3 protein-coding genes and 1 pseudogene are annotated in these 4,581 nt (G+C 69.7%); 3 read left to right on the top strand and 1 reads right to left on the bottom strand.

Annotated features, from left to right (window positions below):
- From HUK84_RS10985 to HUK84_RS10975, 3 genes and pseudogenes are all read left to right on the top strand, one after another.
- Window positions 1-521 (top strand): annotated as a pseudogene (locus HUK84_RS10985) (DNA repair protein RecN); the annotation flags it as partial.
- Window positions 522-550: 29 nt separating this feature from the next.
- Window positions 551-2,710 (top strand): NAD-dependent DNA ligase LigA, encoded by a 2,160-nt coding sequence (gene ligA / locus HUK84_RS10980; protein ID WP_176640334.1) that lies wholly within the window; start codon window positions 551-553, stop codon window positions 2,708-2,710.
- A 199-nt stretch (window positions 2,711-2,909) separates the two neighbouring features.
- The gene (locus tag HUK84_RS10975; protein ID WP_176640335.1) at window positions 2,910-4,253 is read left to right on the top strand and encodes a hemolysin family protein; all 1,344 of its coding nucleotides are present in this window, start codon (window positions 2,910-2,912) and stop codon (window positions 4,251-4,253) included.
- Window positions 4,254-4,275: 22 nt separating this feature from the next.
- Here HUK84_RS10975 and HUK84_RS10970 read toward each other — a convergent pair.
- A partial coding sequence (locus HUK84_RS10970) for a glutathione S-transferase C-terminal domain-containing protein (protein ID WP_246285615.1) occupies window positions 4,276-4,581 on the bottom strand: 306 nt, incomplete at its 5' end.

The raw sequence follows: 4,581 nt of genomic DNA, 5'->3' as shown, positions 1-4,581 counted from the left end.
AATTGCGGCCACTGCGCCTGGAACGCGCCCGCTTCCTCGTCTCGCTCCCCGCCCTGCCGCCCGAGGGCTGGAATGCCAGGGGCCGCGAACAGGCCGCCTTCCTCATCGCCGCCAATCCCGGCCAACCGCCCGGCCCGCTGGCCAAGGTCGCCTCGGGCGGCGAATTGTCCCGCCTGATGCTGGCGCTCAAGGTCGTGCTGACCGGCCGCTCCGCCGTCCCCACCCTGGTGTTCGACGAAGTCGATTCCGGCGTCGGCGGCGCCACCGCCTCGTCCATCGGCGAGCGTCTCTTCCGCGTCGGGCAGGACGTCCAGGTCCTGGTCGTCACCCACAGCCCGCAGGTCGCCGCCCGCGGCAACGCCCATCTGCGCATCAGCAAGACCGTGACGAAGGGCCGAACCGAAACCCGGGCCGAACCGTTGTCCCCCGCGCAGCGGCGCGAGGAAATCGCCCGCATGCTGGCCGGCGACACGATCACCGAGGCCGCGCGGGCGGCGGCGGATTCCCTGCTCCGGGGGTAAGGCCCATGGGAACGAAACAGACGAAACAGATGTCGCACACGCAAGCCGCCCCCAATCCGGCGACCCCCGATCCGGCACCCCCCGATCTGGCAACTCCCGATCTGGCAACCTTGCCCCCGGACGCGCTCTCCGAATCCCAGGCCGCCGCCGAACTCGAACGCCTCGCCGCGCGGCTGCACGACCTGGACCGCGCCTATTACGAACAGGACGCCCCCGCCGTCTCCGACGCCGAGTATGACGCGCTGCGCCGGCGCAACCTGGCGATCGAAACCCGCTTCCCCGCGCTGCGCCGCGCCGACAGCCCCTCGCTGCGCGTCGGCGCCGCCCCCGCCGCCGCGTTCGGACGGCACCGCCACCTTGTGCCGATGCTCTCGCTGGACAACGTCTTCAACCGCGAGGATTTCGAATCCTTCATCGCCCGCGCCGTCCGCTTCCTCGGCCTGACCGAGGAGCAGTCGCGTACCCTGCGCTTCGTCGCCGAACCCAAGATCGACGGGCTGTCGATCAGCCTGACATACGAACACGGGGTCTTCGTCCGCGGCACCACCCGCGGCGACGGGACCGAGGGCGAGGACGTCACCGCCAATCTGCGCACCCTGCGCGACCTGCCCCAGCGCCTGCGCGGCCACGCCCCCGCCCTGATCGAGATCCGGGGCGAGGTCTTCCTCTCCAAGCCCGCATTCCTGGCCATCAATGCCGACCAGGCGGCCGCCGGGCAGAAACCGTTCGCCAACCCGCGCAACGCCGCCGCGGGCTCGCTGCGCCAGCTCGACCCCGCGATCACCGCCCGGCGCCCGCTCTCGCTCTTCGCCTATGCCCAGGGCTTCGCCTCCGACCGACTGGCCGGCACCCATTGGGACTATCTCGACCGGCTGCGCCATTGGGGGTTCGCGGTCAATCCGCTGTCGCGCATCGTCGAAAACGCGCACGCGGCCGAGGATTTCATGGAAACCATCGCCCGCGAACGCTCGGGCCTCGCATACGACATCGACGGCGTGGTCTATAAGATCGACGACCTGGCCCTGCAGGACCGGCTGGGCTTCGTCGGCCGCGCGCCGCGCTGGGCGATCGCCTGGAAATTCCCCGCCGAACAGGCCATCACCCGCCTCACGCGCATCGACATCCAGGTCGGCCGCACCGGGGCGCTCACCCCCGTCGCCATCCTCGAGCCGGTCAATGTCGGCGGCGTCATCGTCACCCGCGCGACCTTGCACAACGAGGACGAAATCACCCGCAAGGATATCCGCGAGGGTGACCTGGTGCAGATCCAGCGCGCCGGCGACGTCATCCCCCAGGTGCTCGGAATCGTCCCGCCCCGCCCCGGCGAGGCGCCGCGCGCCGAACCGTTCCGCTTCCCCCATGAATGCCCGATCTGCCATTCCCGCGCCGAACGTCCCCCGGGCGAGGTGGTCTGGCGCTGCACCGGCGGCCTGACCTGCCCGGCGCAGATCGTCGAACGGCTGATCCATTTCGTCTCGCGCGACGCCTTCGACATCGACGGGCTGGGCGAGCGCACCATCACCGAATTCTACCAGGACGGCCTGATCCGCACCCCGGGCGACATTTTCCGCCTGCCTGAGCACGAGGCCGAAATCGCCGGCCGCGACGGCTGGGGCGAAGTCTCGGCCCGCAATCTCAGCAACGCCATCCGTGCCCGCCGGACCATCCCGCTGGCCCGCTTCATCTACGCATTGGGCATCCGCCGCATCGGCGCCAGCAATGCCCGCCTGCTGGCCCGCCATTACGGCGCCTATGCCCATTGGCGCGACCAGATGCTGCGCGCGACGCAGATCGGCTCGGACGAACGCCTGGCCCTGGGCTCGATCACCGGCATCGGCACCGCCATCGCCGACGAACTCGCCGCCTTTTTCATGGAACGGCACAATCTCGACACGCTGGCCGACCTCGCCGCCATCCTGACGATCGAGGACGAGGACATGCCCGCCCAGGGCCACCTGTCTGGCAAGACCATCGTCTTCACCGGCACGCTGACCACCATGACCCGCCCCGAGGCCAAGGCCGTGGCCGAACGGCTGGGCGCGCGCGTCACCGACAGCGTGTCGAAGAAGACCGACCTGGTTGTGCTCGGCGCCGATGCCGGCTCCAAGGCTCGCAAGGCCGCCGAATTGGGCATCGACACGCTCGACGAGGCCGGATGGCGCGAACTCGCCGGCATGCCGCCCGCCTGATCCGCGGCCGCCCCCTTCTGGCTCGTCTCCTTCTGGCCCGCCCCCCTTCTGGCCCCACGGCGGCATTCTGCGCTATCCTGCGCGCAATGAAAAAACCCGCCGCCGGGACACGCCGTCCCCTCCATCCGTCCCGGCCCGCCGCCGACCGCGGGGCATGCCGTCACACCCGGTCGCCGGCTTCCACGCGAAAGGCACGGCCATGATCCTGCTCGCGGGCCTGCTTGCCATCATCCTGCTCATCGCGGTCAGCATCCTGATCTCGCTGTCCGAAATCTCCTTCGCCGCGGCGCGCGAGGTCCGGCTGCGCACCCGGGCCGAGGCCGGCGACACCAGGGCCGCCAATTTCCTCCGCCTGCGCCGCAACAGCGGCCAGGTCATCACCGTGCTCCAGATCTGCCTCAACGCGGTGGGCGTGCTGGGCGGCGTCATCAGCAGCGAACTCATCACCCCGCCGCTGGCGCAAATCCTGGGCGCGGCCGGCATGCGGGCCGCGCTGGCCGACCATGTCGCCTCCACCGCGTCCTTCCTGCTGGTCACCGGCCTGTTCGTCCTGTTCGCCGACCTGCTGCCCAAGCGCATCGCCATGAACGCGCCCGACCGCGTGGCGCTGGCCATCGGCTGGTTCCCGGCACTCGCGCTGCGGCTGTTCTATCCCTTCGTCTGGATCTTCTCGAAAATCGCCGATTTCATCCTGCGCGCGCTGAAAATCCCGGCCGCCTCGACGGTCGAACCGGTCACGCCCGAGGATCTGCGCGCGATCCTGGCCGCCGGCACCGCCTCGGGCGTCCTGCTCGAGCAGGAACACCAGATGATCCAGAACGTGCTGGGCCTGCAGGACCGCTCCGTCACCTCGGCCATGACCCCACGGGACGAGATCGTCTTCCTCGACGTGCAGGAAAGCGCCGAAAGCCAGCGCGACAAGGTCCGCGCCAAGCCCTATTCCCGCTACCCGCTCTGCGACGGCGGGCTGGACAACGTCATCGGCTCGATCCGCGCCGAGGACGTGCTCGCCGCGGTGGTCGAGGAACCGCCCGCCGCCGAAGCCGCCCCGGGACAGATCTACCGCATGCGGCGCGACGTGCTGTCCCTGCCCGACACGCTCAATCTCTGGGACACGCTGGCCCAGTTCGACACCCATGGCGCGGGCTTCGCCCTGATCGTCAACGAATACGGGCTGGTGGTCGGGCTGATCACCTTCAAGGACATCATGGGCGCGCTGATGGACGGGCTGGCCAACCCGTTCGAGGAACAGGCCATCGTCCGCCGCGACGAGAATTCCTGGCTGATCGACGGCGCCGCCCCCATCGGCGACGTGATCCGCGAGCTCGGTATCCCCGCGCTGCCCGACAGCCATAATTTCGATACGATCGGCGGCCTCGTCATGCACCGCCTGCGCCGCATGGCCCGCAAGGCCGACCGGGTCGAGGCCGCGCATTTCCTCTTCGAGGTGGTCGATGTCGAAGGCTTCCGCATCAACCAACTCCTCGTCACCCGCCGCCCCCGCCGCCCGGAAACCGACCAGCGCCCCGCGACTGACACTTAATCACGCGGAATTATGCGGACTTTTAATTATAGTCCGGAATGCCCGGCATGGTGACAAAGCCGGGCAGCCCCCGCACCGCCCGCGCCCAGCGCCGCAGCGCCGGATGGAATTCATGCCCCGCGCCCCGATCGTGGCTTACCCAGTCGCGGCTCAGCGCAAAGGACGGAAACAGCATCACATCCACGATGCCGGGCGCATCGCCCACGAACCATGTCGCCCCGTCCAGCCGCCGCCGCGCCATATGGTCCTCCATGATCCGCAGCGCCGCCACCCCCGCCCGGCACAGCCCCGCCACATCACCCCCGTCACCGAACAAGGCCGCCCGCCG

Source organism: Nguyenibacter vanlangensis (genome assembly GCF_013376155.1).
In the GTDB taxonomy this organism is placed as follows: Bacteria; Pseudomonadota; Alphaproteobacteria; order Acetobacterales; family Acetobacteraceae; genus Gluconacetobacter; species Gluconacetobacter vanlangensis.
This window is presented reverse-complemented; position numbering and strand designations above follow the sequence as displayed.

Coding starts and splice junctions, on each gene's coding strand:
- HUK84_RS10975 (WP_176640335.1), top strand. CDS start 2,910: ATGATCCTGCTCGCGGGCCTGCTTGCCATCATCCTGCTCATCGCGGTC.
- ligA (WP_176640334.1), top strand. CDS start 551: ATGTCGCACACGCAAGCCGCCCCCAATCCGGCGACCCCCGATCCGGCA.